Origin of the sequence: Devosia sp. 67-54 (genome assembly GCF_001899075.1) — a bacterium.
In the GTDB taxonomy this organism is placed as follows: Bacteria; Pseudomonadota; Alphaproteobacteria; order Rhizobiales; family Devosiaceae; genus Devosia_A.
The window spans coordinates 309,528-334,767 of the sequence record NZ_MKVA01000008.1; the positions used below are offsets into that span (position 1 = coordinate 309,528).

The 25,240-nt window shown below is 67.5% G+C and carries 23 protein-coding genes; 3 read left to right on the forward strand and 20 right to left on the reverse strand.

Features of this window, described 5'->3' with window-relative positions:
• Positions 1-17: 17 nt before the first annotated feature.
• From pyc to BGO82_RS14815, 3 genes are all read right to left on the reverse strand, one after another.
• Positions 18-3,458: a pyruvate carboxylase gene (pyc, locus tag BGO82_RS14805; protein ID WP_291306376.1), complete on the reverse strand. Its 3,441-nt coding sequence runs from the start codon at positions 3,456-3,458 to the stop codon at positions 18-20.
• Positions 3,459-3,542: 84 nt separating this feature from the next.
• Positions 3,543-3,962 carry a TIGR01244 family sulfur transferase gene (locus BGO82_RS14810; RefSeq protein WP_291306377.1) on the reverse strand — a complete coding sequence of 140 codons (420 nt, stop codon included), beginning with the start codon at positions 3,960-3,962 and terminating at the stop codon, positions 3,543-3,545.
• Positions 3,963-4,071: 109 nt separating this feature from the next.
• Entirely contained in the window at positions 4,072-5,142 is a 1,071-nt protein-coding gene (locus BGO82_RS14815; protein ID WP_291306378.1) for a glycine betaine ABC transporter substrate-binding protein, read from the reverse strand.
• Between the two features lie 227 nt (positions 5,143-5,369).
• Here BGO82_RS14815 and BGO82_RS14820 point away from each other — a divergent pair, with 227 nt between their 5' ends.
• Complete coding sequence (locus tag BGO82_RS14820; RefSeq protein ID WP_291306379.1) at positions 5,370-6,581, forward strand: ABC transporter substrate-binding protein; 1,212 nt, start codon at positions 5,370-5,372, stop codon at positions 6,579-6,581.
• Positions 6,582-6,721: 140 nt separating this feature from the next.
• The gene (locus BGO82_RS14825; RefSeq protein ID WP_291306380.1) at positions 6,722-7,363 is read left to right on the forward strand and encodes a glutathione S-transferase family protein; all 642 of its coding nucleotides are present in this window, start codon (positions 6,722-6,724) and stop codon (positions 7,361-7,363) included.
• Positions 7,364-7,369: 6 nt separating this feature from the next.
• Here BGO82_RS14825 and BGO82_RS14830 read toward each other — a convergent pair whose 3' ends face one another.
• The 12 genes from BGO82_RS14830 to BGO82_RS14885 form a co-directional block, all read right to left on the reverse strand.
• A complete protein-coding gene (locus tag BGO82_RS14830; RefSeq protein ID WP_291306381.1) occupies positions 7,370-8,650 on the reverse strand; it encodes a branched-chain amino acid ABC transporter permease in 1,281 nt (426 codons plus the stop codon).
• Positions 8,647-9,651, reverse strand: coding sequence for a branched-chain amino acid ABC transporter permease (locus tag BGO82_RS14835; RefSeq protein ID WP_291306382.1), 1,005 nt, complete (start codon positions 9,649-9,651; stop codon positions 8,647-8,649). The genes BGO82_RS14830 and BGO82_RS14835 overlap by 4 nt, the downstream gene beginning before the upstream one ends.
• A gap of 3 nt (positions 9,652-9,654) precedes the next feature.
• Positions 9,655-10,359, reverse strand: a complete 705-nt coding sequence (locus tag BGO82_RS14840; protein WP_291306383.1) for an ABC transporter ATP-binding protein — start codon at positions 10,357-10,359, stop codon at positions 9,655-9,657.
• Positions 10,359-11,141: an ABC transporter ATP-binding protein gene (locus tag BGO82_RS14845; protein WP_291306384.1), complete on the reverse strand. Its 783-nt coding sequence runs from the start codon at positions 11,139-11,141 to the stop codon at positions 10,359-10,361. Before BGO82_RS14845 ends, BGO82_RS14840 begins: the two co-directional genes overlap by 1 nt.
• A gap of 110 nt (positions 11,142-11,251) precedes the next feature.
• Complete coding sequence (locus BGO82_RS14850) at positions 11,252-11,614, reverse strand: methylglyoxal synthase (RefSeq protein ID WP_291306385.1); 363 nt, start codon at positions 11,612-11,614, stop codon at positions 11,252-11,254.
• Between the two features lie 35 nt (positions 11,615-11,649).
• Positions 11,650-12,012, reverse strand: a complete 363-nt coding sequence (locus tag BGO82_RS14855; protein WP_291306386.1) for a DUF1801 domain-containing protein — start codon at positions 12,010-12,012, stop codon at positions 11,650-11,652.
• A 50-nt stretch (positions 12,013-12,062) separates the two neighbouring features.
• Positions 12,063-14,585: a methyl-accepting chemotaxis protein gene (locus BGO82_RS14860; RefSeq protein ID WP_291306387.1), complete on the reverse strand. Its 2,523-nt coding sequence runs from the start codon at positions 14,583-14,585 to the stop codon at positions 12,063-12,065.
• 160 nt (positions 14,586-14,745) lie between these two features.
• Complete coding sequence (locus tag BGO82_RS14865) at positions 14,746-15,135, reverse strand: response regulator (protein WP_291306388.1); 390 nt, start codon at positions 15,133-15,135, stop codon at positions 14,746-14,748.
• A gap of 97 nt (positions 15,136-15,232) precedes the next feature.
• Positions 15,233-16,276, reverse strand: coding sequence for a chemotaxis response regulator protein-glutamate methylesterase (locus BGO82_RS14870; protein WP_291306389.1), 1,044 nt, complete (start codon positions 16,274-16,276; stop codon positions 15,233-15,235).
• Complete coding sequence (locus BGO82_RS14875; RefSeq protein WP_291306390.1) at positions 16,273-17,124, reverse strand: CheR family methyltransferase; 852 nt, start codon at positions 17,122-17,124, stop codon at positions 16,273-16,275. Before BGO82_RS14875 ends, BGO82_RS14870 begins: the two co-directional genes overlap by 4 nt.
• The gene (locus tag BGO82_RS14880; RefSeq protein ID WP_291306391.1) at positions 17,121-18,662 is read right to left on the reverse strand and encodes a methyl-accepting chemotaxis protein; all 1,542 of its coding nucleotides are present in this window, start codon (positions 18,660-18,662) and stop codon (positions 17,121-17,123) included. Before BGO82_RS14880 ends, BGO82_RS14875 begins: the two co-directional genes overlap by 4 nt.
• 115 nt (positions 18,663-18,777) lie before the next feature.
• Positions 18,778-19,383 (reverse strand): hypothetical protein, encoded by a 606-nt coding sequence (locus tag BGO82_RS14885; protein WP_291306392.1) that lies wholly within the window; start codon positions 19,381-19,383, stop codon positions 18,778-18,780.
• A 162-nt stretch (positions 19,384-19,545) separates the two neighbouring features.
• On the opposite strand from BGO82_RS14885, the gene BGO82_RS14890 reads away from it, so the two are divergent.
• Positions 19,546-19,899 carry a hypothetical protein gene (locus tag BGO82_RS14890; protein ID WP_291306393.1) on the forward strand — a complete coding sequence of 118 codons (354 nt, stop codon included), beginning with the start codon at positions 19,546-19,548 and terminating at the stop codon, positions 19,897-19,899.
• Between the two features lie 688 nt (positions 19,900-20,587).
• On the opposite strand, the gene BGO82_RS14895 is transcribed toward BGO82_RS14890, so the two are convergent.
• From BGO82_RS14895 to BGO82_RS14915, 5 genes are all read right to left on the reverse strand, one after another.
• Entirely contained in the window at positions 20,588-21,076 is a 489-nt protein-coding gene (locus BGO82_RS14895) for a chemotaxis protein CheW (RefSeq protein ID WP_291306394.1), read from the reverse strand.
• Between the two features lie 24 nt (positions 21,077-21,100).
• Positions 21,101-23,341, reverse strand: coding sequence for a chemotaxis protein CheA (locus BGO82_RS14900; protein WP_291306395.1), 2,241 nt, complete (start codon positions 23,339-23,341; stop codon positions 21,101-21,103).
• Between the two features lie 36 nt (positions 23,342-23,377).
• On the reverse strand, positions 23,378-23,737 hold the full coding sequence (locus tag BGO82_RS14905; RefSeq protein ID WP_291306396.1) for a response regulator: 360 nt from the start codon (positions 23,735-23,737) through the stop codon (positions 23,378-23,380).
• Positions 23,738-23,743: 6 nt separating this feature from the next.
• Positions 23,744-24,034, reverse strand: coding sequence for an STAS domain-containing protein (locus BGO82_RS14910; protein WP_291306397.1), 291 nt, complete (start codon positions 24,032-24,034; stop codon positions 23,744-23,746).
• 103 nt (positions 24,035-24,137) lie between these two features.
• Positions 24,138-25,178: a 3-hydroxyisobutyryl-CoA hydrolase gene (locus BGO82_RS14915; RefSeq protein WP_291306398.1), complete on the reverse strand. Its 1,041-nt coding sequence runs from the start codon at positions 25,176-25,178 to the stop codon at positions 24,138-24,140.
• Positions 25,179-25,240: the final 62 nt, after the last annotated feature.

Below are 25,240 nucleotides of genomic sequence, written 5' to 3' on the forward strand. Positions count from 1 at the left end.
CCGCCTTGGGAACAACCCTACTCGAATCGGACCAGCAAATCCTTGGCGTCGATCTGGTCGCCCGGCTTCACCGTGACTTCGGCGACGACGCCGTCGGCTTCGGCGTGGATGGCGGTTTCCATCTTCATGGCCTCGATCGACAGCAGCACGTCGCCGGCGCTGACCGGGTCGCCCACCTTGACCGACAGCCCCGAGATCACCCCCGGCATCGGCGCGCCGACCTGGCGCGGATCGCCGAGCGCCGCCTTGGGCCGGACCTGCACCTCGCCCACCTTCAGCCGGTCCGGCACGGTGATGGTGCGCGGCTGCCCGTTGAGGTCGAAGAACACCCGCACCTGGCCCTTCTCGTTGGTCTCGGCGCGGCCCAGATAGTTGATCACCATGGTCTTGCCGCGCTCGATCTCGGCGAAGATTTCCTCGCCCTGGTCGAGCCCGTAGAAATACACCGGCGTCGGCAGCACCGCGGTCGGCCCGTAGCGGTCCTGCGTCTTGAGGAAATCGAGGAAGACCTTGGGGTACATGAGGTAGGAGGCGAGGCGGAAATCGTCGATCTTCTCGCCGGTCTCCTTGGCCACCCTGGCCCGCTCCGCCTCGAGGTCGACGTCCTTGAGATAGGAGCCGGGCCGCTCGGTGAGCGGCGTGCGGCCCTTCAGCACCTTCTTCTGCAGGTTTTTGGGGAATCCGCCCGGCGGCTGCCCGAGATCGCCGGCGAAGAACCCGACCACCGAATCCGGGAACGCGATCTCGCGGTTCGGGTCCTCGACGTCGGCGCGCGTCAGCCCGGAGCTGACCATGGCGAGCGCCATGTCGCCCACCACCTTGGAGCTCGGCGTCACCTTGACGATATCGCCAAACATCCGGTTGACGTCGGCATAGGTCTTGGCCACTTCGTGCCAGCGGCTCTCGAGCCCCAGCGAACGCGCCTGTTCCTTGAGGTTGGTGAACTGCCCGCCCGGCATTTCGTGCAGGTAGACTTCCGACGCGCCGCCCTTGAGGTCGCTTTCGAAGGCGCGGTACTGCGTGCGCACCGCCTCCCAGTAGAACGAGATTTCGCGGATCACCTTGGCATCGAATCCGGGATCGCGATCGGTGTCGCGCAGCGCCGCCGCCACCGAGCCGAAAGTCGGCTGGCTGGTGGTGCCCGAGAACGCGTCCATCGCCGCATCCACCGCGTCGACGCCGGCCTCGACCGCCGCCATCAGCGTCGCCGAGGCGGCGCCCGACGTGTCGTGCGTGTGGAGGTGGATCGGCAGCCCGATCTCCTGCTTCAGCGCCGAGATCAGCACCTTGGCGGCCGCCGGCTTCAGCAGCCCCGCCATGTCCTTGATGCCGAGGATGTGCGCGCCTGCCGCCTCCAGCTCCCTGGCCAGTCCGACGTAATATTTGAGGTCGTATTTCGGCCGGCTCGCATCGAACAGGTCGCCGGTGTAGCAGATGGCGCCCTCCGCCACCTTGCCCGCCTCGGCCACCGCGTCGATCGACACGCGCATGTTTTCGACCCAGTTGAGGCAGTCGAAGATGCGGAACACATCGACGCCGCCCTTCGCCGCCTGGCGCACGAAGAACTTGACCACATTGTCGGGATAGTTGGTGTAGCCGACGCCGTTCGATCCGCGCAGCAGCATCTGCGTCAGGATGTTCGGCGCGCCCTCGCGCACCGCCGCCAGCCGCTCCCACGGATCCTCGTTGAGAAAGCGCATCGCCACGTCGAACGTCGCGCCGCCCCAGCATTCGAGCGAGAACAGATTGGGCAGCCCGCGCGCATAGCTCTCGGCGATGCGCGTGATGTCGTAGCTGCGCATGCGCGTCGCCAGCAGGCTCTGATGCGCGTCGCGCATCGTGGTGTCGGTGAAGAGCACTGCCTTTTGCGCCTTCATCCACTCGGCGAGGCCCTTCGGCCCCTGCCGCTCCAGCACCTGCCGCGAGCCGTCGATCAGCGTCACCGGCTCGTAGAGCGGCGGCACCGGCTCGATGGCGTCGGCCGGCGGCCGCGGCCGGTCTCGCACTTCCGGATGGCCGTTGACCGTGACGTCGGCGATATAGGTCAACAGCTTGGTCGCCCGGTCCTTGCGGCGCTCGAACTGGAACAGCTCCGGCGTCGTGTCGATGAACCGCGTGGTGTAGCGGTTGTTGACGAAATCGGGATGCGTGATGATGTTCTCGAGGAAAGCGAGATTGGTCGCGACGCCGCGGATGCGGAACTCGCGCAGCGCCCGGTGCATGCGGGCGATCGCCTCTTCCGGCGTCGGCGCCCAGCAGGTGACCTTCTCGAGCAGCGGATCGTAGAACCGCGTGATGATGGCGCCGGCATAGGCCGTGCCCCCGTCGAGCCGCACCCCGAACCCGGTCGCCTCGCGATAGGCGGTGATCCGCCCGTAATCTGGAATGAAATTCTCTTCCGGATCTTCCGTCGTCACCCGGCACTGGATGGCGTGGTCGCGCAGCTTGATGTCCTGCTGCTTCGGCACGCCCGATTCCGGCGTGCCGATCACCGCGCCCTCCATGATGCGGATCTGCGCCTTGACGATGTCGATATCGGTAACGATCTCGGTGACCGTGTGCTCCACCTGGATGCGCGGGTTCACTTCGATGAAGTAGAATTTGTCGGTGTCGGCATCGAGCAGGAATTCGACCGTGCCGGCGCAGCGATAATTGGCGCTGCGCCCGAGCCGCAGCGCCGCCTCGGTCAGGTCGTGGCGTACCGCGTCGCTCAGATACGGTGCCGGCGCCCGCTCCACCACCTTCTGGTTGCGCCGCTGCACCGAGCAGTCACGCTCGAACAGATGCACGAGGTTGCCGTGGTCGTCGCCGATGAGCTGCACCTCGACGTGCCGCGCCCGCTCGATCAGCTTTTCGAGATACATCTCGTCCTTGCCGAACGCCGCCTTGGCCTCGCGCTTGCCCTCGCTCACCTCGGCGACCAGCGATTTCTCGTCCATGATCCGGCGCATGCCGCGCCCGCCGCCGCCCCAGCTCGCCTTCAGCATCAGCGGATAGCCGATGGCGGCGGCGAGGCGCTTCACCTCCTCCATGTCGTCGGGCAGCGCCTCGGTGGCCGGCACCACCGGCACGCCGGCGGCGATCGCCATGTTGCGCGCCGCGACCTTGTTGCCGAGGTCGCGCATGGTCTGCGGCTTCGGCCCGATGAAGATGATCCCGGCATCCTCGCAGGCTTCGGCGAACTCCGGCGATTCCGACAGCAGCCCATAGCCGGGATGGATGGCGTCGGCGCCCGCCGCCCGCGCCACGCGGATATATTCGTCGATCTGCAGGTACGCCTCGACCGGCCCCTTGCCCTTGCCGATCAGGTACGCCTCGTCGGCCTTGAAGCGGTGCAGCGCCAGCTTGTCCTCTTCGGCGTAGCAGGCAACGGTCTTGATGTTCAGCTCGTTGGCCGCGCGGAACACGCGGATGGCGATTTCGCTGCGGTTGGCGACGAGGATTTTCTTGATCGGCATCGATTTAAGGTCCGGTCACGAGGGGACGAGGGCGTTGCCGCCGGCTCGAAAAACAAAGGGCCCCGCATCGACGAGGCCCCGGGCTTACTGTTTCTGGCTGAGATGGCCCAAGAGGTGGGACATGTCGTAGCCGGCGCGCGCCGCCGCCGCGACGATCTCCTCTGCCGGCAGCTTTCCGGCCTGCGACAGCGCCCACAAGGTGGTGGAGCGCGTGCCGGATCGGCAGAATGCCAGGACGGGCCCGGCGCTCCCCTCGAGCGCCGCCTCCGTCTCGACCACCATCTGCGACGACACCCCGTCGCGTCCGAGCGGGATGTAGTGGTAGGCGAGCCCGGCCTTTTCGGCCGCCGCCTGCATCGTCGCCGAGGACGGCTGGTCAGGCGATTCCCCGTCCGGCCGGTTGTTGATGACGGCGGTGAAACCGAGGGCCTTGAGCGCGGGAAAATCCTCCGGGCTGATCTGCGGGGCGACGCTCACGTGCTCGTTGATCCGCTTGACGTCCAATACTCTGCTCCAACTCGCGCCTTCGGGCTTCCCGGGGGAGGGTTATAGACGCCGGCCGCCGCCGGAGGCAACCGCGGCCTGCTCGGCAAAAAGGCGGAGGCCCGCCCGCCTATTGCGCCGGCTTGCCCACCCAGGGCTGCCAGATTTCGCCGCGCGCCGCGACGAACGCGTCGGCGACGCTCTCGATCGTCGCCCCGGGCTCGCTGAGGTTCTGCAGCAGCGTGTTCATCTCGGCGAACGGCATGTGCGCACGCTGGAAATACGCCGCCACCTCCGGCGCATCGAGGAACACCCATTGCGCCAGCGCCACGATCACCGGATCGGGCGAGAACCCGGACGGCTTCGGGTCGGCGCAGGCGACCCGGCCGAGGCACACGAAGCTGTCCTTGTCGAACGGCCCCAGATCCACCTGCTTGAAGGCGAATTGCGCAAGCACCGCATTGGGTTGCCAATAGTAGAACAGGATCGGCTGCTTGCGGCTCTCGGCCTCAGAGATCAGCGTGTCGAGCTCGAACCGATTGGCCGGCTCGACGATGTCGAACACCCCCTCGAGCCCGTTGGCGCGGATCAAATTGCGGTTGATCACCGAGCAGGCCCAATCCGGCGGGCACGAGATGAACCGCGCCTTCTTCTGCCCGGGGGCGAGGAAATCCTTCCAGTTCGCCTTGAGGCCGGCGATCGTCGTCACGTCGGGGTGCGCCGCGACCTCGTAATCGGGCACGAACCAGCCCTCGAACGTGGCGTCGGAATAGGTGGTGCCGGCCTGCCGCACCTCCTCGGTCTTGAGCGCGGTGTTCCACACGTCGGCAACGCGGGTGATCCACAATTCCGGCGCCACCGCCGGCTGCCCGTTGGCCCCCATCGACGACGGCGTCACCGCGAGGTCGCCCGGCACCACCTCGACGTCGCAGCCGAATTGCTGCTGCACCAGCCGGGCGTGGATTTCGGCCAGCAATTGCGCCGTCGGCCATGGCATGCGGGCGATGGTGATGGTCTTGCCGCCGCAGGGCGGCGGCGGTCCCGGCTCCTCCGACGACGAGGCGTCGGCGTCGTCGGCCGTGTCGGGCACGCTCACCGCCTCGCTGGCGCCGGGCGGCTGCAGCGAAATCACCGAGTCCTGCGCGAACACCGGCCCCGCCAGCAGCACGGCCAGGGTGAGACAGCAGGAAAATCGGAGCATCGGAGGTCCGCCGCGCACAAAAACCGGGGCGAGCGTAAGCGCTTCGCCGCCGTTTACGCAACCGCGCGAACGCCTTGACCGCCCGATCAAATCCGGGTGACTCGCGATTACGATTTGTGCAATATCGGCCGCAGCGGAGCGTCGTAAGGGGCTCCCATAAGATGTTGCGCCGGTTGAACAAGGTCCGAAACGGCCGCCGAGCGGGGCAACCATTGCAGAGGGACATCATGATCAATGTGAACAAATTCGTCGGTCTCGCGGCCGCTGCTGCCATCCTGGCGGCGACCCCCGCGCTGGCCGCCGACGTCAAGGTCGGTATTCTCGGCGACATCACCGGACCGATCGAAGCCCTGGCCGGCCCGATCGTCAAGGCGGCCCAGCAGGCCTTCAGCGACGTCAATGCCCAGGGCGGCATCCTCGACGGCAAGCTGGTCGTGGTCACCGGCGACAGCGCCTGCGACCCGTCCGTGGCCGGCCCGGCCGCCGACAAGCTCGTCAACACCGACCAGGTCGTCGGCATCGTCGGCGCCTTCTGCACCGGCGCCACCATCGGCGCCGCGACCGCCGCGGGCATCCCCGGCGGCGTCGTCATGATCTCGCCGTCCGCCACCGCGCCGGCGCTGACCACCCTCGACGACAAGGACCTCGTCTTCCGCACCGCCCCGTCGGATGCGTTCCAGGGCGTCAAGCTCGCCGACCTGCTCATCCAGAAGGGCATCAAGTCGGTGGCGCTCACCTATGTGAACAACGACTACGGCAAGGGCCTCGCCGACGTGTTCAAGGCGACCTACACCAAGGAAGGCGGCACCATCTCCGCCGACGTGTCGCATGAAGACGGCAAGGCCGACTATCGCGCCGAGCTCGGCCAGCTGGCCGCCGGCGGCGACAAGAACCTGGTGATCATCGCCTATGCGTCGGGCTCCGCCCACACCATCCTGCAGCAGGCGGTCGAGGCCGGTGACTTCACCACCTATATCGGCGTCGACGGCGTGATCGGCGACGACCTGCTCAAGGGCATCGACCCGGCGGCCGTCAACGGCCACCTGTTCGCCACCCGCGCCGGCGCTTACACCGGCGACGGCGCTGCGGCCTTCGACAAGAACGAAGCCGCGCTCAAGAACGACAAGGGCCAGTACGACACCTACGTGCCGCAGGCCTACGACGCCGCCTTCCTGCTCGCCCTCGCGATCGAGAAGAACGGCAAGGCCGACCGCGCCGGCCTGAGCCAGGCGCTGCGCGACGTCGCCACCGCCCCGGGCGAGAAGATCCTGCCCGGCGAGTGGAAGAAGGCCGTCGAGCTGATCAAGGCCGGCAAGGACATCGACTATGAGGGCGCCTCGGGCCCGGCCGAGTTCGACAAGGCCGGCGACGTCGACGGCATCATCGTCGAGGTCGACGTGCAGGACGGCAAGTTCGTCGAAGTCGGCCCGGTCAAGTGATCGGCTGGCATCGCTGAGTTGACGAGGCCCGGGAGCGATCCCGGGCCTTTTCGTTGCCGCCCGGCAGAAAAATCGCGACCGGCTGTCGAAAGCCGCTCGGCTCCGTCGATTAGATGCAACACCCATCACGGAGCAGCAGCATGACCCCGACCATCACCGCTTTTGAACGTTCGCCCGATGGCGGCAAGGGCCTGGCCCGCGACATGCGCGTGCGCTGGGCGCTCGAGGAGGTCGGCCAGCCCTACGAGGTCCGCTACGTGTCCTTTGCGGCGATGAAGCAGCCAGCCCACCGGGGGCGCAATCCCTTCGGCCAGATCCCGACCTATGAGGACGGTGGCCTGGTGCTGTTCGAAAGCGGCGCCATCATCTTTCACATCGCCGGGCGGCATGCCGGCCTGCTGCCGGCCGACGCCGATGCCCGGGCGCGCGCCATCGCCTGGATGTTCGCCGCGGTCAGCACCGTGGAGCCGCCGATCCTGGAATTTGCCAGCGCCTGGCTGTTCGAGAGCCCGCAGAGCTGGGCCGCCGAGCGCATGCCGATGCTCGAGGAGCGCGTGCATGTCCGGCTCCGCGACCTGTCGGCCCGGCTCGGCGAGGCCGAGTGGCTGGACGGAAACTTCAGCGCCGGCGATCTGATGATGGTGCATGTGCTGCAGCGCCTCGCGCCGTCCGGCATGCTGGCCAAACACCCCAGCCTTGCCGCCTACGTCGCCCGCGCCGAAGCCCGCCCCGCCTACCGGCGCGCCTTTGCGGCGCAATACGCCGTGAATGCCGCGGCGTGAGGCGCCCTACCGCTCGCGCCGCACCACTTCGGGGATCAGGCCCTTGGGGGCGTAGCGCAGCGCCAGGACGATCACCACGCCGAGCACGAACACGCGCATCTGCAGCGACCGTGAATCGATGTCGGGGATGGCGCCCCAGCCGAGCTGCGTGGTCCAGCCGGAAATGGCGTAGAATAGTGCCTGGCTGAGTGGCCCCGACAGCGTATAGACCAGATAGATCAGCATCGCGCCGAGCAGCGCGCCCCAATTGTTGCCGGCGCCGCCCACGATCACCATAACCCAGAACAGGAAGGTGTGGTTGATCGGCTGGTACGAGCCCGGATCGAAGATCTGCAGCATCGACACCAGCATCGCCCCGCCGATGCCCATCAGCACCGCGCCAAGCACGAACAGCTCCAGCTGCCGTGCGGTGACGTTCTTGCCCATCGAATTGGCGGCAATGAAGTTGTCGCGGATCGCCCGCATCATCCGCCCCCACGGCCCGCCATAGGCGCGCTGGATGAGGAACATCACGATGGCGACGACGACCAGCGCCAGCGCCAGATAGCCGCCGCGCGCATAGATGAAGGACACCGCCGGCGCGACGCCGTGATCCTGATAGTCGCCCGGCGTCGGCACCGGCCAGGGGATCGGCGACACGGTGAGCGTGCCGCGCGTCAGCCAGTCGGCGTTCTTGATCAGCGCCCGGATGATTTCGGAGATGCCGATGGTGGCGATGGCGAGATAGTCCGACCGCAGCCCGAGCGCGATCTTGCCGATGATCCAGGCGACGCCGCCGGCGAGGATGCCGCCGAAAATCCAGCCGAGCACCGGATGCAGGCCAAGGCCGCCGATGAAGCCGTCATGCTTTTCGATGTAGTTCGCCGCCGGATCGATCTGGCTGCGATAGACGACATAGGCGATGAAGTAGCACAGCACCATCAGCGCCGCCTTCCAGCCGCCCTTGAGCGGCAGCCGCCGGGCGCCCCACACCAGCGCGAACCCGGCCGCGAACGCCACCAGCGCACGCAGCAGCCAGATCGGCCCCTCGCCGGTCCAGAACGTCTTGCTGACCGGATAGGAGACGAAGGTGACGGCGAAGCCGCCGATCATCACGAAGCCGAGGATGCCGAAATTGAACAGCCCGCCATAGCCGAACTGCACGTTGAGCCCGAGCGCCACCAGCGCGAAGGCGGTGGATTGCAGCAGCAGCAGCGAGATGTTGGCCGGTCCCTGCCACAGCCCGACCAGCACGATGAAGACGGCCAGCCCCAGATAGAGCAGCGCCGCCCGCGAGACGCTGTTCATGTCGAGGCCCCCTTGAAGATCCCCGTCGGGCGCCACAGCAGGGTGATCACCAGGATCACGAACGACACCGTCAGCTTGTATTCGGTGGGCACGAGGCTGAGATCGGGCGGAATGACGATCCAGTCCGGCAGCACGCCGGCCAGCGGCCGCAGGATGGTCGACCAGTTGAAGACGCCGAGCGTTTCGGCAAAGCCCAGCAGGAAGCCGCCGGCGATGGCGCCGTACACCTGCCCGAGCCCACCCACGATCGCCGCCGCGAAGATCGGCAGGATGATGTTGAAGGCGAGGTCCGGCTTCAGCGACACGTCGAGCGACAGCATGGTGCCGGCGGCGCAGGCGAGCGCCGCGGCGATGACCCAGGTCAGCCGCACTACCAATTGCGTGTTGATGCCCGAGACCTGCGCCAGGTCGGCATTGTCGGCCATGGCCCGCATCGCCTTGCCCAGGCGCGTGCCGGTGAGGAAGAAGTTGAGGATCAGCACCAGCACCACGGTGACGATCACCATCAGCACCTGCGGCTGCGTGAAGGTGATCGGCCGCGCCCCGGCCCAGCTCATGTCGATGCGGAAGATCGATTTGGTCTCGCCATAGTCGAAGAAGCTGTACTGGCCGGTGCCGAAGAACAGCCGGATCAGCCCCTGCAGCATCAGCGTGACGCCGATCGAGGCGATCAGCAGCGTCACCGGCCGCGCGCCGCGGCGCCGGAGCGGCGCATAGACGGTCTTGTCGATGCCGAGCGCCACCGCGATGGTCAGCAGCATGGCCAGCGGCATCACCACGAAGCCCATCGGCACCGGCAGGTAGATGCCGTAATGATAGAAGACGAGCGCGATGAGGAAGGCGAAGAAGGCCCCCATGGTCATCATGTCGCCATGCGCGAAATGCGCAAAGCGCAGGATGCCGAAGATCAGCGTCGCGCCGATCGCCCCGAGCGCATAGATCGAGCCGAGCACCGTGCCGGCGACGAGGACCTTGTTGATGAAGAAGACGAGCACGTCCATCGCCTAACCCCCGAGAAAACTTCTGGCGACTTCGGGATCGGCGATGAGCTCGGGCCCGGTTCCGGTGAAGCGGTTGGCGCCCTGCGCCAGAACGAACCCGCGCGAGGCGAAGGCCAGCGCCTGCCGCGCGTTCTGCTCGACCATCAGGATGGCGACGCCCGCCTTGTTGACGGTGACGATGTGCTCGAAGATTTCGAGCACATAGCGCGGACTGAGGCCGGCCGACGGCTCGTCGAGCAGCAGCAGCTTGGGCTTGCTCATCAGCGCCCGGCCCATCGCCACCATCTGCCGCTGGCCGCCCGAGAGTTCGCCCGCCGGCTGCCGGCGCTTCTCCTTGAGCACCGGGAACATGGCGTAGATTTCGTCGCGCGTGCCCGAAATGTCGTCGCGCCGGGTGAAGGCGCCCATCTCGAGGTTTTCCTCGACGCTCATCGAGGTGAAGACGTTCTTTTCCTGCGGCACGAAGCTGAGCCCCAGCGGCACCAGCCGGTCGGGCAGCGCGTTGGCGATGTCGTGGCCCTCGAAGGTGATCGACCCCGACGTCACCTTCAGCAGCCCGAAGATGGCCTTCAGCGTCGTCGACTTGCCGGCGCCGTTGGGGCCGACGATGACGCCGATGTCGCTCTGCTCGATGGCGATGTTGACGCCGTTGAGGATGGGCGCACCACCATAGCCGCCGACGACGTTCTTGACTTCGATCAGCGGCATCAGGCGGCCTCGACCGGGGCGCCGAAATAGGCTTCGATGATCTGCGGATTGGCGCGGATTTCGCGCATCGGGCCCTCGGCGATCTTTTCGCCCTGCGCCATCACGATCACCGGATCGCACAGGCGGCCGATCAGATCCATGTCGTGCTCGATGACGAAAAAGGTGTAGCCCAGCTCCTGGTTCATGCGCTCGATATTGGCCGCCAGATCCTGCAATAACGTGCGATTGACGCCGGCGGCCACCTCGTCGAGCAGCACCACCTTGGCGTCGACCATCATGGTGCGGCCGAGCTCCAGGAGCTTCTTCTGGCCGCCCGAAAGATTGCCGGCGAGCTCGTTCTTGACGTGGGCGAGCTTGAGGAAGTCGATGACGTCGTTGGCCTTCTCGCGCACCTCGCGTTCGCGCGAACGCACCGCCCCGGGCATCAGCCAGGTCTTGAGCACGCTCTCGCCCACCTGATCGCCCGGCACCACCATCAGATTCTCCAGCGCCGTCATGTTGGAGAATTCATGCGCGATCTGGAAGGTGCGCAGCATGCCGCGGCCGAACAGCTCGTAGGGCGGCAGGCCGGTGATGTCCTGGCCGTCGAACACGATCCGGCCGCTGTCGGGGACGATATTGCCGGCGACGAGGTTGAACAGCGTCGACTTGCCCGCGCCGTTCGGGCCGATCAGCCCGGTGATCGAGCCGCGCTTCACCTGCAGCGAACACTCGTGCACTGCCCTCAGGCCGCCAAAGCTCTTGCTGACGTTCTGGACGTCGATAACTGCGTCGATGCTCACCCGGCCCCCGCCTGCACTGCGGGCCTCCCCGCCCGTCGGGCGCACTTAGCACATATGGGGCCGGTCGGGTCAATGTTGACCACCCGGTCAAAGCAGCACGTCATCGCGAGTTAGAACGTCGCCAGCACCGCGTCGGCGGTGGCGTGGTTGACCGCAAAGGGGATGTTGTAGAGCGTCGCCAGCCGCGTCAGCGCCTTGACGTCGACATCGTGCGGCAGCGCCGTCAGCGGGTCCTGGAAGAAGATCAGCGCGTCCAGCCGGCCTTCGGCGATCATCGCCCCCAATTGCGCGTCGCCCCCGAGCGGACCGCTGAGCAGCCGGGTGACGCTGAGGCCCGTGCCCTCGATCACCCGCCCGCCAGTGGTGCCGGTGCCCCACAGCTCGTGCTGCGCCAGCCGCTCGCGATGCTTGAGCGCCCAGGCGACCAGTTCGTCCTTCTTGTCGTCATGCGCCACGAGGCCGATCCGGGCCATGCAGTCCTCCGAGCGGAACGGCTCTTGATAGCCGCTTAGCTGCGAAGTGCAATGGCCTCGGCGAGCAGGATGGCGATGTCGTCGACCGGAATGGCCTCGCCCGGCGCGAAGGGGATCCAGCGCACGCGCTTGACCTTGTCGTCGTCGACCAGCCGCGGATGGTCGAGCAGCCGCCCGTCGGCGAACACCAGCGCGGCGTGCTCCTTGCCGGGATAAACGCAGCAGAGATAGCCGAGCCGGGGATGGGTGAAGTTGACCGAGCCCCAGCCCAGCCGCACGGTCGCGTCGAGGTCGGGCCGGATGTCGCGCAGCGTCGCGATCAGCGCGCGCGACATTGTCGCAACGCCGGGCGGACGGCGGGCCAGCAGGTCATCGAGGTCGCGGTCGAAGCGGGACATGCGAAGCTCTATCGCACATCGTCGTGCCAGGAGCTGTCAGGCTTTCCGCCTCAAAATTCTTCCCAGTCCTTGTCGACCGCGGCGTTGCCGTGCGCCAGGTAGGATTTGGCGGCGGTCCTGACCCGCTCCTGCAGGCCCTTGATGCCGCGCGAGAATGCCGGCGCCGGGGCCGGCCGGGAGCTGCGCGACGGCGCATCCGGGCTGGCGATGGTGAAGACCTCGACGATGCGGTCGAGCTCGGTCGCCTGCTCCTCGGTGCGCTCGATGGAGGCATTGGTCTCTTCGACCAGCGCCGCATTGTGCTGGGTCATCTCGTCCATGGTGCGCACTGCGGCGTTGACCTCCTCGATCGAGGCGGCCTGCTCCTGGCTCTCCCTGGCGATCGAATCCATCAGCCCGTTGGAGGAACGGGCGGCCGCCAGCATCGCCTCGAGCTTGCTCGCCGCTTCGGTGACCAGCTTGGAGCCGGTCTTGACCTCGGCGCCGGACTGCTCGATCAGCCCCTTCACCTCGCTCGAGGCCTGCGCCGCCGATTGCGCCAGCCGCCGCACTTCCACGGCGACGACGGCAAAGCCCTTGCCGGCCTCGCCGGCGCGCGCCGCCTCGACCGAGGCGTTGAGCGCCAGCAAATTGGTCTGGAACGCGATGTCGTCGATCAGCCCGATGATGTTGGAGATCTTGCCCGACGAGGCGGTGATCCGCTCCATGGCGTCGGTGGCCTTGAGCATGACCTCGCCGCCCTCCTCGGCCGTCCGCGTCACCGACGCCGCGACCACGCTCGCATCCTTGGCCCGCTGCGCGTTCTGCAGCACGGTGCTGGCCAGTTGCTCCATCGCCGCCGAGGTTTCCTCGATGGTCGCCGCCTGCTTGGTGGTGCGCTCGGAAAGGTCGTTGGCGCCCGACAGGATTTCGCTGGTCGCCGTCTTCAGCGTCCGCGAGGTTTCCCGCAACCGCCCGACGATCTCGCCGAGCTTTTCGGCCACCGCATTGGTGTCGGCCTTGAGCTGCGCAAAGGCGCCCTGGTAGTCGCCCTCGACGCGGTGCGTGAGGTCGGTATTGGCCAGCGCCGACAGCACCCGCCCGGTCTCGCCGAGGCCGCGATCCACGGTCTCCACCAGATTGTTGATCGAGGCGGCGATGACGTTGAGCTCGCGGTCGGGAAACTCGGCCTCGACGCGCTTGGAGAAATCGCCGGCGACGGCGGCGTCGACCACCTGCCCGAAGGCCTGCTGCAGCGCCTGCATCATGGTGGTGCGCTCGATACGGCGGCGCTCGGAGGCCGCCCGCTCCTCGTCGGTCATGTTGTTGATCTTGAGCGCGTTCTCGCGGAACACCTCGACCGTGCGCGCCATCTCGCCGATTTCGTCGGAACGCGTCGCGCCCTTCACCTCGACATCGAGCTGCCCGTCCGCCAGCGCCTTCATCGTTCCGGTCAGCCGGGTGATGGGCTTGGTCACCGAGCGCGAGAACAGCAGGCCGCCTGCCGCCGCGACCAGCAGCAGCGCGCCGCCCACCAGCAGCATCCAGTTGCGCATCGACACCACCGGCGCGAACAGCTCGGCTTCCGACTGCATGGCGACCACGGCCCATTTGGTGCCCTGGAAGGCGAACGGCGCCGCTTTGGCGATCATCGGCTGGCCGCGGAAATCGGCAATGACGCCGTCGACCGCCTGCCCGGCGATCGCCGCCTTGACGATGTCGCTGCGCACCGGCGTGATCAGCACGTTGGGGTCGCTCGAAAAGCTCGACTGCGTGCGCATCAGCCCGTCGGCGCCGACGATGATCGCCTCGCCCGACTGGCCGAGGCCGCGGATCGAATGCATCTTGGACGAGATGCCGGTGGCCGAGATCTCGAACATCAGCACGCCGTCGACGGTCTTGCCCTTGTAGACCGGCGTCGCCATGAAGCTCTCCGGCCGGCCGGCCGGCTCGTAGAAGCTGAAATCGGCGAACGCCACCTCGCCCTCCTGCAGCCCGGCCGCCTGGCGCAGCAGCGCGCCCACCGGGCCTTCCGACAGCGGGTTGCCGCTGCCCTTGGCGAAACTGGTGGCGAAATCGGCGTTCTTCTGCACCGAATAGACGAGGATGCCGTCGGCATTGAACAGCAGGACGTCCTCGTAGCCCTTCTGCTCGAGCAGGTTGTGCCAGGTCGGATGGAAGCGCTTGTGCTGGCTGTCATAGGTGCCGCCGATCGCCCCGACGCCATCGACCTTCGCCCGCTCCCATTGCGGGTTCGGGTTGTTCTTGATGTAGGCCATCTGCAGCACGTCGGAGCCTTTGCCCTGCACGTCCGCCTCGACATAGGAGCGCGTCATGTTGTCGATCTGCGTCGCCGTATCGCCGCGCGCCGCGAACATCGTGAGATCGACCGCGATGTCCTTGAAGTAGGAGCCGACCTGGTCCGCCGCCGACTCGACCGACGCATCGAAGCTGCGCGCCCGCTGCTGCTCGACCGTCTGCAGCCCGATCATGTATGCCGCAGCGCCGATGCCGAGCCCGACCACCAATGCCGAACCGATCAGCGCGAGCGGCAGTTTCTGGGCGATCTGGAACTTCGGCAAGGTGAGGGACATGGGCGGATGCTCCGTTGTCTTGGGGAGCACAGGCAGCCGCCAGCGGGCCCGCCCTGACCTCTCCCCCAATAAGGCCATGGTGAATGCGGGTGAAACTATAGGCAGCGGCGGATGAACAAGTCCTTACGGGAGCTTGCGTACGAACCGGCGGCGCCGGACGTCAGGTGAGCGCGCCGATGACCGCTTCGATGCGCTTCTTCATCGTGCCGGCGTCGAACGGCTTGATGATGTAGTTGTTGACGCCGAACGAGATGGCCTCCTTGACCTGCTCCTTGTCGGAGCGGCCGGTGGCCATGATGAACGGCATGCTGGCGGTCTTGGGGTGCTTGCGGATGACCCGCAGCAGCGTCAGCCCGTCGATGTCCTCCATGTTCCAGTCCGAAATGATCAGCTGGACGTTGGACTTTTCGAGCTTGCCCAGGGCATCGCGGCCGCTCTTGGCCTCGATGATGTCCTTGAAGCCCAGTTGCGTCAGGATGTACTTGCAGATGCCGCGCATCGACTGCTGGTCATCCACGATCAGAACGCTGACATCACTGGCCTTGGGCATCACGCACTACCTTATGGTGCCGGAAAACCGGAAACTCGACACTCGCCGCCGACGCTAGGCAAAAAGCGTTACCATTTCTTCAATTGCGACCTTGGCCTTATGCCGCAGACTTCAACCTGTTGAGGGCCGCCGCGAGCCGGCCGGCGATCATGTCGATCGGCGCCTGCTCGGCCACCGCGCCCTCCTCGAAGGCGACGCGCGGCATGCCATAGACCAGCGCCGAGGCCTGCGACTGGCCCACCGTATAGGCGCCCGCCTCGCGCATCAGCTTGAGGCCCCGCGCCCCGTCGCGGCCCATGCCGGTGAGGATGGCGCCAACCGCCAGCGCGCCCACCGTATGGGCGACGGATTCGAACAGCACGTCGACGCTGGGCCGGTGTCCCGAGGTCAGCTCGTCCTGCCCCAGCCGGCATTTGAGCTGGCCGGAACTGCGCTCCACCCGCAGATGCCAGTCGCCGCGGGCGACGTACGCCCTGCCGGGCTCGAGCGGCATGCGGTCTTCGGCCTCGACCACCCGCACGTCGCTGAGCTCGTCGAGGCGGGCGGCAAAGCGCGTGGTGAAGCCGGCCGGCATGTGCTGCGCGATGACGATCGGCGGGCAATCGGCCGGCATGTCGCCCAGCACCACGCGGATCGCCTCGACGCCGCCGGTGGACGCCCCGATGGCGATCAGCGCCCCGGCGGGCGCCGCCGCGGTGCGCAGCTTGGTGGAGGCGGCCGGCTTCATCGCCTGGGCCCGCACGTCGGAAGTCGCGGCGGCGCGCACCTTCTCGCGCAGATTGGCGCCGAACGCCTCGAGCCCGCCGGCGAGATCGGTCGAGGGCTTGGCGACGAAGTCGACGGCGCCGAGCTCCAGCGCCAGCAGCGTTTCGCTCGCGCCCTTGGTGGTGAGGGTCGAGACCATCACCACCGGCAGCGGATGCAGGCGCATCAATTTGTCGAGGAACGCCAGCCCGTTCATGTTGGGCATTTCGATGTCGAGCGTCACCACGTCCGGATTCAGCGCCTTGATCTTGGCGCGTGCATCGATGGGGTCCTCGGCGGTGCCGACCACGCTGATGTCGCCGTCGCGTCCGAGCGTCCGGCTCAGCACTTCCCGGATCAGGGCAGAATCGTCGACGATCAGTACCCGAATGCTCATGCCGCGTCCTTCGCCCGCTCCAGGCGGGACTGGTAGATGGTCTTGCCGACGAGGCGGAATCCTGCGCCGCCGGCCCCCAGATTTTCCGAATGCCCGATATAGAGGAAGCCGCCCGGCGCCAGGATGCGGCCCAGCCGGCCGAACATCTCGCCCTGCGTCGCCTTGTCGAAATAGATCGCGACGTTGCGGCAGAAGATGGCATCGAACGGCCCCTTCATCGGCCACGCCGCCATCAAGTTCAGCGGCTTGAACGACACCAGCGACGCCACCGGTTGCGGAATCCGCACGCGCCCGTCGCCGGTACGCTCGAACAGCCGCGCCCGCTCCAGCGACAGGCCGTTGAGCTCGCTGTCGGGATAGACGGCGGTGGCCGCCTTGGCGATGACGTTGGTGTCGATGTCGGTGGCGAGGATCTTGAAGTCCCAGCGCCTGAGGTCCGGATGGGCCGCCAGCAGCGACAGCGCGATGGTGTAGGGTTCCTGCCCGGTCGAGCAGCCCGCCGACCAGATGCGCAGCCGCTTCTGCGATTGCGACAGCCGCGTCTTCATCAGCTCGCCGACATAGCCGACGAGATGCTCGAAATGGTGCTCTTCGCGCCAGAAGCGCGTGAGATTGGTGGTCAGCGCGTTGACGAAATCCTGCGCGTCGTCGGCGCTCCCCTCGGTCTCGAGGAAGTCGAGATAGGCGTCGAACGACGGCAATTGCCGCGTGCGCAGGATGCGGCTCAGCCGGGCGATGACCAGCGTGCGCTTGGCGTCCGACAGCGAGATGCCGGCAACGTCGTAGAGCCGCTCGCGAATGCGCGTGAATTCGCGCTCGCTGAGGGCAAATTCGCTTTGCTCCATCATCCCCCGTTCACCGCCCTCTGCTGCCGGCGCGCCGGCAGGGTCAGGGCTCGCGACGCCTCGTCCTCGAGCGAGGTGATTTGCGTTCCGAGCCGGCTGATTGCCCCGCTGCCCTCGTCGAGGGCGCCGGCGATCATGTCGGTCTCATTGCTTAGATTCTCTAAATGTCCGGCGAGGCCGCCCAGAATATTCCTGAGCGCCTCGGCCTCCGCCACGCCGGCGCCGGCCTGGCCGCGGCTGGTCCCGACCAGGCCGCGGATGTCGCGCGCCGTCTTCTGCGTCGATTGCGCCAGCATGCGCACCTCGTCGGCGACGACGGCGAAGCCTGCGCCCTTTTCGCCCGCCCGCGCCGCCTCGACGGCGGCGTTGAGGGCGAGGAGGTTGGTGCGGAAGCTCACATCCTCGATGGCTGCCACCAGCTTGTCGATCTCGGCCGTGGTGCCGTCGACGCCGTTGACCGCCTGCGTACTGCGCTCGGCCGCCACCGCCGCCTCGCCGACGATGTCGCGCACCTGCCGCTCCAGCGCCCGCGCCATCCTGGTGTGGTCGCGCCCGCGCTGCACGGCGTCGCCCGCAACGGCGACGCCGGTGCGCGTGCCCTCGGCGGCCTCGGACATCGACACCACCGCGAGGCGGTATTTGTCGATGGCGTTGAGCACCGCCTCGCATTTGCGCTCCAGCGCCGCGCGCACCTCGAAATGCTCGTCGCGCTCGTCGGTCAGCGCCGCCACGAGATCGGCGAGGTCGCGCACCTGCGGCGCGATGCCGGCATTGGCCCGCCGCATCTCCGGCGTCAGCGGCTCGCCGGCCAGCACGCGGTTCAGCGCCGCCATGCCGAGATCGAGGCTCTCGAGCCCCTCGCCCAGCGCCCGCAGCGCCGGCGACGCCTGCAGCGCCCTGGCATCGAAGCGGAAGCTCGTCTGCCCGCCGGCAAGCGCCGCGGCGAAGGCGTCGAGATCGTCGTCGGCGATGTAGGCGCCGGCCGGCACGAACTCGATGACGCTGCGCCCGGCGCCGGCGGCACGGTGGCGGGCGGTGTGGCGGACCCCCGCCAGATTGACCAGCTCTTCCTCGGCGAAGCCGGCGGCGGCGTAGCCGGGCCCGAGCAGCACGTCGAGCCGCGCCCCCTCGACCGCCCGCGGCTCCAGCGCGGTGAGGCCGCGGCTCACGCCCACGATCTCGCCATCGGCCCCGGCCACCAGCGCCGGTTGCGACAGCCCCGAGAACGCCGCCTTGAACTGCGTCGCCCGCTCGAGCCGCCCGGCGAGATTGGCGACGATGGCCTCGACGCTGACCCCGTCGCGCAAATCGCGGCCGCTGGCGGCGCCCACCGCCTGGCCGAGTTGGGCGAGCTTGCGCTGTACGGTCTTTTCCGCCTGCGCCGCAAACATCAGGCTCGCGCCGATGGCGAGGAGCGCGAACAGGGCGCAGAGACCATAGCCAAGCCAGCCGGCCCCGAGCAGCGCGACTGCACTCGTCCCGGCGGCGAAGGCCGCGAGCCAGACGAGATCGACGATCAACGCAACCCTGGTGCGGCGCATCCGGACAGTCGGGGTGAAACGGGCAGTCCGACCCTAAAATCCGAATGGTTAACCAAACCTATATGCCGGCGGCGGCCGGTAAGATTTCGGTCAGGATGTCGGGTTTTCCACCGTCTCAGAACAGCTCGATGTCGTCATTGGCCGGCTGCCGCGGCGCGAACGCCTGCGCCATGCGCCGGCCCACGATCGACAGTTCCTCGCGCGCCACGCTCGAGGCGGCCACCGAGTCGAGCCGCTTGACGAAGGCCCGCCCCGAATGCGGCTTAAACATCACTCGGCGGGCGAAGCTGCCGCCCACGTCCTCGCTGGCGATGACATAGCCTTCATTGCCGAGGAATTCGCGCACGAATTCGATGTTCTTGGCCCCCACATCGGTCAGCGCCGAATTGATCAGCCCGCCGCCGAAGATCTTGATCTCGAGATTGGCCTTGCGGCCGCTGCCGCGCGTCAGCACCTTGTTGATCAGCTGCTCCATGGCGAAGGCGCCGTAGCGCGCCGAAGCGCCGTAGCGGTCGCGGGCGCTGCCCGAGGGCTCGGCCAGGAGGAAATGGTTCATGCCGCCGACGCGCGCCTCGATGTCGCGGATGCAGGCGGCGACGCACGAGCCCAGGATGGTCGAGAAGGTCAGGTCCGCTTCGCCGCCCACGAGGCAGTCGCCCTGGTGAATCGTGGTCACGACGCCGCGGTCGAACGCGGGTGCGCTGGCGCGGGCCTGCATCATGTTTTCTGTGTCGTTCCTGACAAGGTTGTCATCAGGATAGGGGAGGAGTCCTTAGTGAACTTCTAACCAGTTTCGGCAACCATTATTCATCGCGTATGCCGGCAATAAGAGCTTTAGACTTGTGCGGGTATATCATGTGAACGTCCAGGGGTTGGCCCTTCCATGTCGCTGCAGAAGCTTGCACGAGAACTCGACGAAACCGCGCGCCAGACGGCCGCGATGGTGGATGGCATCACCTACGCCCTCGAGATTCTCGCCGACCCGTCGTTGAGCTGCGAAGCCTCCAAGAAGGAAGCGGTGGCCATGATCGTCAGCGCCCTGCAGGGCCAGGACCGCATCGAGCAGCGCTGCCAGAACATGGCTCTTGCCGTGCGCCAGTTCGCCCTGCTGCCGCCGACCGCGCCGGATTCCGACTACGACGAGATCTGGGCCAATCTGGTGCTCGACGAATTGCGCGTGCCGGCGCTGCACGGCGTCGCCGCCACGCCCTCGAACGGCGACGTCGACCTGTTCTAGCCGCAGCGTCAGAATTGTGGGCGAGCGGACACCTCCACCGGCCCGACCGGCGATGTCAAAGAGCAGCGCCGCCTGTGACATGCGGCATGGCGAGGCTCCGCTCCCGGAGCCGGTAGACGGCGTGTAGTGAGACCGGAGCCTCGCCACGCGACCGGGGTTTGCGACCAGGTCCTGCCTTCGACCAGCCTCTTGACTGCGGCGCGCAGGGACCGCGTCGAGGTGCGGGGTCTTGCCGAGTTGGCCCCACAGCTCCAAGCCCCTCGGATGGCAACACCCTCGGAGCGATCCCCGGACCCTGGGTGCAGGATTGGCTCACCCATGGTTCCCGGCAGAACCGGCCCGGATGGGGTCGACACCCCACCCACACCGGCCTCCCCCCGCCGACCGTTCGTCGCGACCTCGCAATCGCGAGGGGATGGAGCGGAGAGTACACCCGGGCAGGAGGGTGGTGGATTGGCGGACGGTGGATTTGTTGCAGGGGATTGTGGGGGAAGGGGAAATCGGCGGTGACGTGGGGGATAGAGGTGTCGGGGGTACTCGGTTTCGCCGTCCTCCACCGGGTGTCATCCCCGCGCAAGCGGGTGGTGGTTGGGGGGCGACGGTGCAGTCGGGGTCCTTCTTCTGACTAGGGCCACAAAAGCCAAGGGCGCCTCGCGGCGCCCTCGATGCGATTTACTGATTCATTGTTCTAGCTATCGACTTTGGCGCCGGAGACGACGGCGTGCAGGTCGATGAGGCCAACCATGCGGCTGTCGTGGGTGACGATGCCGTTGAGGAGCTCGGTGTCCATCGAATTGCCTTCCGGCACGTTGTGGATCTCGTCCTTGCTGACGGTGAGGATGTCGCTGACGGCGTCGACCAGGATGCCGACCCATTTGTCGCCGACCGACATCACCACCACCACGTGGTTCTTGGTGGGCGAGGTCTGGCCCTCGCCGAAGCGGGCGCGCAGATCGAAGATCGGCACGATGGTGCCGCGCAGATTGATCACGCCGCGCACATATTCGCGCGTGTTGGGCAGCGGCGTCGCGCCGTTCCAGGCGCGGATCTCGCGCACCGTGGTGATCTCGACGCCATAGGTCTGCTCGCCGATCGAAAACGCGATGAGCTGCAGTGAATTCTGCGCATTGACCTGCGCGCCGGTGCCGTAATCGTCCTTGAGGGCGAGGCTTTCCATCTTCTGATCCTTCTGCCGACCCTTCTAGGCGGCGTTCTTGTGCAGGCTGTTGCTCGCCTTGAGCCCCTGCACGTCCACGATGAGAGCGACGTTGCCGTCGCCCAGAATGGTGCCGCCGGCGATGCCGTCGATCGACTCGAAGTTTTCCTCGAGGCTTTTGATCACCACCTGCTGCTGGCCGATGATGTCGTCGACGACGAGCGCGATCTTGACGCCGCCCTCGGCCTCGCACAGCACCACGAAGCGGTTGGCGAGCTCGGCATCGCCGCGCAGCTGGAAGCGCTCGGAGAGGTCGACCACCTGCACGTATTCGCCGCGCACCCGCAGCACCTTGGCGCCGGACGGCGCGCGGCCGAAATCGGCGCGCGAGCACTGGATGGTCTCGACGATCGAGCTCAGCGGAATGACGTAGGGGCTGGGGCCGACCTTGACCAGCATGACGTCGAGCACCGCCAGCGTCAGCGGCAGCCGGAGCGTCATGCGCGTGCCCTGCCCGCTGCGGCTCTTGACGTGCACCGAGCCGCCGATCTTCTTGATGTTGGACAGCACCACGTCCATGCCGACGCCGCGCCCGGAGATGTCGCTGACCGCCTCGGCGGTGGAAAAGCCCGGCGCGAAGATGAGCTGGTCGATCTGCTCGTCGGTCGGAGTCGTGTCGGCGGCGACGATGCCCTTGTCGCACGCCACCTGCAGCACGCGCTCGCGGTTGATGCCGCCGCCATCGTCCTCGACGGCGATCAGGATGTTGCCGCCCGCCTGCTCGGCCGACAGCCGGATGGTGCCGATCTCGGGCTTGCCCAGGCGCAGCCGCTTGTCCGGCGCCTCGATACCGTGGTCGGCGGAATTGCGGATCATGTGCGTCAGCGGATCGGACAATTGCTCGATCACGGTCTTGTCGATCTCGGTGGCTTCGCCGATGGTCTCGAGCTTGATCTTCTTGCCGGTCCTGGTGGCGAGCTCGCGCACCAGCCGCGGCATGCGCGAGAACACCGATTTGACCGGCTGCGCCCGGATGGCCATTACCGCGTCCTGCAGGCCGCGCGTGGTCTGCGCCAGCACTTCGAGGCCGCGCACCAGCTCCTGGTAGCGGGCCCTCAGCGTATCGTCCATCTGCTGGCTGAGCATCGACTGGGTGATCACCAGCTCGCCCACCATGTTGACGACGCGGTCGACCTTGTCGAGGTCGACGCGGATCGACTGCACGCCGGCATTGCGGCGCTCCTCGGGGCCGGCGCGGCGCTCCTCGTGCTCGTCGGCGATGGCCGCCGGTTCGGCCTCGACCAGCTTGATTGCCGGCGCGGGGGCGGGCGCCGGGGCGGCGGGGCGCGCCGGCATCTCCTGTTTCACCGTCTCGGCCAGCTCGGCGAAGCTGAGCGCCGGCGAATCCGGGGGGGCAGCCGGCGCCACGAGTTGCGCCAGCTCCGCCAGCGACGGCTCGGGCGCCGGCGCGGCGCGGCTGGGCAGTTGCGCGATCGAGAGCTCGCAATTGCCCTCGACGAATTCGAACACTTCGGCGATCGCCTCGGCGCTCGCCGTCGGCGACACCAGCGTCAGCTCCCAGGTGCAGTAGATACCGAACGGCTCGAAATCGGCGAGCGGCGGGATGTCGGTGAGCCTCGCGACCACGGTCAGCTCGCCGAAATTGGCGAGCTCGCGGAACAGCAGCAGCGGATCGTTGGCGCGCGCATAGAGCTCGCTGTGCGGCGCGAAGCGGATCTCCCAATGGCCCTTTTCGACCGTCAGCGGCGCCGAAGCGAAGCTGTCCTCGGCGGGCTCGGGCGCGGCCGGAGCGGCGGCGCCGAGATCGACCATCACCGGCACGAAGTCGATGTCGAAATCTTCCATCGGCGCCTCGGCGTCGGCCTCCCCGCCGGGGGCGTTGCCGCTGGTCAGCGCGTCGAACTGGTGCCGTTCGACGTCGCCATAGGCCGGCCCGAGGCTGGCCCCGGTCTTGGCGGCGTTGACGAAGTCGGCGACGATGTCGTTGGCCCGGATGCACAGCGTCGTCACCGGCCCGCTGAGCTCGATGCGGCCGTCGCGCACATGGTCGAGCAGCGTCTCGTAGGCATGCGCGAAGGCCACCAGCTCGGCAAAGCCGAAGGCGCCGCCGCCGCCCTTGATCGAGTGGATGGCGCGGAACACCGCGTTCAGCCGGTCGGGCGTGCGCTCGCCCGCCTCGATGGCGGCGAACTGCTCCTCGAGCTCGGTCAAAAGCTCGGAGCATTCGTCGAAATAGGTGGCCTTGAAGTCGTCGAGATCGCTCATTGGCGGCGTCTCCCCTTCTGGGTCAGCGCCCGAACGTCAGTGCACCACGCGGTGGATCACCGAGATCAGCTTCTCGGGATCGAAGGGTTTCACGATCCAGCCGGTGCCGCCCGCGGCGCGGCCCTGGTCGCGCTTGTCCTGGCTGGTCTCGGTGGTGAGGATCAGGATGGGCAGCGAATTGTGCTCGCCCGACGCGCGCACCCGCTTGATGAACTCGATGCCGTCCATCACCGGCATGTTGATGTCGGTGATCACCACGTCGACATCTTCCGTCGCCAGCACGTCGAGACCCTTCTGGCCGTCCTCGGCCTGCAGCACCTCGAACCCGGCATTGCTCAGGGTGTGGTGCAGCATCGCGAGGATCGTGCGGGAATCGTCAACCGTCAGCACGCGCATGCGCCATTATCCTTTCATCAAACCCGAAAAGCTCGCGCCCAGGCCGAGCCGGTCGATGGCCGCGAGCATGGAGGCGCTGGCCCCCGAAATGGCGAACGGGAAATTGCTGCGCCGCGAGGTTTCGGCGGCGCTGATCAGCATCAGGAGCGCATTGGTCGCCACGCGCTCGACCTTGCTGGCGTCGATCTCGACGGCGCCGGTCTCGACGCAGTCGATCAATCCGTCGCGCACGATGTCGAGCGCGTCCAGATCGACGATCGCCGGCAATGCCACGACCCGCGCCGCTGCTTCGGACATGAAGAGGCCGTCCCCCGAGGGTGTTTCCCTGGCCGGCAGTGTCCATGCGAACGGTTTAAGAAGTGCTAACCGTGTTCGCCCGGCAGCGCGAAAATCGCTGCTGTTACGGGCCTTTCACCGCCCTGAGGATGGGCCCGGCGTCGCGCTCGACATCGAGCTCGGCGAGCGTCGCCGGCGTCCATTTCGGCGCCTGGTCCTTGTCCACCAGCACCGCCCGCACGCCCTCGGCGAAATCCGGCCGCCGCGCCATCACCCGGGCGAGGCGGAGGTCCATCGCCAGCGTCGCGGTCACGTCCATCAGCCGCCGCGCCGCGTGCTGGGCAAAGAAGGTCGCGACCAGCGAGCCCGGCGAGCGGGTGGGCAGCAGCGCCGCGATCTCACCCAGCGCCGGCACCGCCGCCACCGCGGCGACGAACTCGGCCGGCGACTCGGCGGGCTCCGCCGGCAGCAGATCGGCGAGGGCGCAGAACGGCGCCGCACCCGCCACCACGGAGTCCGCCTGCATCAGCCGGCCGATGGCGGCGGCCGGCTCGGGCGCGGCGGCCGCGCCCGCGAGGTCGGCGCGGAGGCCGGCGACGCGCTCGGGCGCCACCACCGCGTCGGCGAGGCCGAGCGCCACCGCGTCGGCGGCCCCGACGCTGGCGCCCGACAGCATGAACAGCAGCGCCCGGTTGAGCGGCGCCTTGGCCAGAATGGCGTTGACCCCGACATCGCCGAAAAAGCCGATCGCCGATTCCGGCATGGCGAAGCGCGCCCCCGGCTGCGTGAAGCGGAAGCCGCAATGGCCGGCGATGCCGATGCCACCGCCCATGGTGATGCCGTGCCCCAGGACCGCCAGCGGCTTGGGATAGGTGGCAATCAGCCGGTTCATCTCGTATTCCGAGGCGAAATACGCATCGGCCAGCTCCGGCGTGCCCGCCACGACCAGCGCCCGCGCCGCCCGCACGTCGCCGCCCGAGCAGAAGCCCTTGGGCGAATTGCCCTCGAACAGCACCGCCCCGATGCCCGGATCGTCGCGCCAGCCGAGCAGCGCCGCCTTGATGCCTTCGATCATCGACAGGCTGAGCGCATTGATGGCCGCCGGCCGGTCGAGCGCGATGCGGCCCAGATGGCCGTCGGTGGAAATCAGGAGGTCGTCGGTCATGACGTGTTCCTAGCCTGACTGAGCAGTCGGCACCACCCTCTGCTGCAGCCGGCGGCGATCTT

Excerpts from the sequence above, each read along its gene's own strand:
- BGO82_RS14825 (WP_291306380.1), top strand. The coding sequence starts at position 6,722 with ATGACCCCGACCATCACCGCTTTTGAACGTTCGCCCGATGGCGGCAAG.
- BGO82_RS14860 (WP_291306387.1), bottom strand. The coding sequence starts at position 14,585 with ATGTCCCTCACCTTGCCGAAGTTCCAGATCGCCCAGAAACTGCCGCTC.
- BGO82_RS14895 (WP_291306394.1), bottom strand. The coding sequence starts at position 21,076 with ATGGAAAGCCTCGCCCTCAAGGACGATTACGGCACCGGCGCGCAGGTC.
- BGO82_RS14910 (WP_291306397.1), bottom strand. The coding sequence starts at position 24,034 with ATGTCCGAAGCAGCGGCGCGGGTCGTGGCATTGCCGGCGATCGTCGAT.
- BGO82_RS14880 (WP_291306391.1), bottom strand. The coding sequence starts at position 18,662 with ATGCGCCGCACCAGGGTTGCGTTGATCGTCGATCTCGTCTGGCTCGCG.
- BGO82_RS14885 (WP_291306392.1), bottom strand. The coding sequence starts at position 19,383 with ATGATGCAGGCCCGCGCCAGCGCACCCGCGTTCGACCGCGGCGTCGTG.
- BGO82_RS14890 (WP_291306393.1), top strand. The coding sequence starts at position 19,546 with ATGTCGCTGCAGAAGCTTGCACGAGAACTCGACGAAACCGCGCGCCAG.
- BGO82_RS14840 (WP_291306383.1), bottom strand. The coding sequence starts at position 10,359 with ATGCCGCTGATCGAAGTCAAGAACGTCGTCGGCGGCTATGGTGGTGCG.
- BGO82_RS14820 (WP_291306379.1), top strand. The coding sequence starts at position 5,370 with ATGATCAATGTGAACAAATTCGTCGGTCTCGCGGCCGCTGCTGCCATC.
- BGO82_RS14855 (WP_291306386.1), bottom strand. The coding sequence starts at position 12,012 with ATGTCCCGCTTCGACCGCGACCTCGATGACCTGCTGGCCCGCCGTCCG.
- BGO82_RS14900 (WP_291306395.1), bottom strand. The coding sequence starts at position 23,341 with ATGAGCGATCTCGACGACTTCAAGGCCACCTATTTCGACGAATGCTCC.
- BGO82_RS14835 (WP_291306382.1), bottom strand. The coding sequence starts at position 9,651 with ATGGACGTGCTCGTCTTCTTCATCAACAAGGTCCTCGTCGCCGGCACG.
- BGO82_RS14915 (WP_291306398.1), bottom strand. The coding sequence starts at position 25,178 with ATGACCGACGACCTCCTGATTTCCACCGACGGCCATCTGGGCCGCATC.
- BGO82_RS14905 (WP_291306396.1), bottom strand. The coding sequence starts at position 23,737 with ATGCGCGTGCTGACGGTTGACGATTCCCGCACGATCCTCGCGATGCTG.
- BGO82_RS14865 (WP_291306388.1), bottom strand. The coding sequence starts at position 15,135 with ATGCCCAAGGCCAGTGATGTCAGCGTTCTGATCGTGGATGACCAGCAG.
- pyc (WP_291306376.1), bottom strand. The coding sequence starts at position 3,458 with ATGCCGATCAAGAAAATCCTCGTCGCCAACCGCAGCGAAATCGCCATC.
- BGO82_RS14875 (WP_291306390.1), bottom strand. The coding sequence starts at position 17,124 with ATGATGGAGCAAAGCGAATTTGCCCTCAGCGAGCGCGAATTCACGCGC.
- BGO82_RS14850 (WP_291306385.1), bottom strand. The coding sequence starts at position 11,614 with ATGGCCCGGATCGGCCTCGTGGCGCATGACGACAAGAAGGACGAACTG.
- BGO82_RS14830 (WP_291306381.1), bottom strand. The coding sequence starts at position 8,650 with ATGAACAGCGTCTCGCGGGCGGCGCTGCTCTATCTGGGGCTGGCCGTC.
- BGO82_RS14870 (WP_291306389.1), bottom strand. The coding sequence starts at position 16,276 with ATGAGCATTCGGGTACTGATCGTCGACGATTCTGCCCTGATCCGGGAA.
- BGO82_RS14815 (WP_291306378.1), bottom strand. The coding sequence starts at position 5,142 with ATGCTCCGATTTTCCTGCTGTCTCACCCTGGCCGTGCTGCTGGCGGGG.